The sequence below is a fragment of the Arthrobacter pascens genome (assembly GCF_017052465.1).
GTDB lineage: Bacteria > Actinomycetota > Actinomycetes > Actinomycetales > Micrococcaceae > Arthrobacter > Arthrobacter pascens.
Window position 1 is genome coordinate 1 of record NZ_JAFHKT010000132.1, and the last position, 1214, is coordinate 1214.

1 protein-coding gene is annotated in these 1214 nt (G+C 63.9%); it reads left to right on the forward strand.

The genetic code is table 11. The features are described from left to right. On the forward strand, positions 1-1214 hold a 1214-nt coding region (locus JYA52_RS09820; RefSeq protein ID WP_205653003.1), incomplete at both ends, for an amino acid permease.

Here is a 1214-nt window from a genome sequence, read left to right on the forward strand (position 1 = left end):
CCCTCCTCCGGCTCCTTCGTCTCCTACGCCCGCGAGTTCTACGGCGAAAAGGCCGCCTTCATCTCCGGCTGGTTCTACTGGATCAACTGGGCCACCACCACCATCGTGGACATCACCGCCGCCGCCCTCTACATGAACTTCTTCGGCAAATACATCCCCTGGATGGCCGACGTGCCGCAATGGGCCTGGGCACTGATCGCCCTCGTCGTCGTACTCTGCCTGAACCTCGTCTCCGTCAAGGTCTTCGGCGAAATGGAATTCTGGTTCGCCCTGATCAAGGTCGCCGCCCTCGTCGCGTTCCTCATCGTGGGCACCTACTTCGTCATCTTCGGCACCCCGGTCGACGGCCAGGAAGTCGGCTTCAGCCTCATCGCCGACAACGGCGGCATCTTCCCCAACGGCCTGCTGCCCATGATCATCCTCATGCAGGGCGTCCTGTTCGCCTACGCCTCCATCGAACTCGTCGGCACCGCCGCCGGCGAAACCGAAAACCCCGAGAAAATCATGCCCAAGGCCATCAACTCCGTGGTCTTCCGCATCGCCGTGTTCTACGTCGGCTCCGTCATCCTCCTCGCCCTGCTGCTGCCCTTCACCTCCTACGAAAAAGGCGTCAGCCCCTTCGTGACGTTCTTCGGCTCCATCGGCATCCAGGGCGTGGACGTCATCATGAACCTCGTCGTCCTCACCGCCGCCCTGTCCTCCCTCAACGCCGGGCTCTACTCCACCGGCCGGATCCTGCGCTCCATGTCCGTCGCCGGCTCCGCCCCCAAATTCGCCCAACGCATGAACAAAGCCGGCGTCCCCTACGGCGGCATCGCCATCACCGCCGGCGTCTCCCTGCTCGGCGTCCCGCTGAACTACCTCGTCCCCGCACAGGCCTTCGAAATCGTCCTGAACGTCGCCTCCGTCGGCATCATCGTCACCTGGGCCACCATCGTGCTGTGCCAGATGCAGCTCAAACGCTGGTCCGACAAAGGCTGGCTCAAACGCCCCTCCTTCCGGATGTTCGGCGCCCCCTACACCGGCTACCTCTCCCTGCTCTTCCTCCTCGGCGTGCTCGTCATGGTCTTCATCGAATCCCCGCTCACCCTGCTCGTGACCCTCGTCGCCTGCGCCCTCATGGTCGCCGGCTGGTACGCCTGCCGCAAGCAAATCCACGAAATCGCCGAAACCCGCGACGGCTTCACCGGCATGTCCCCCGTCATCGCCAACCG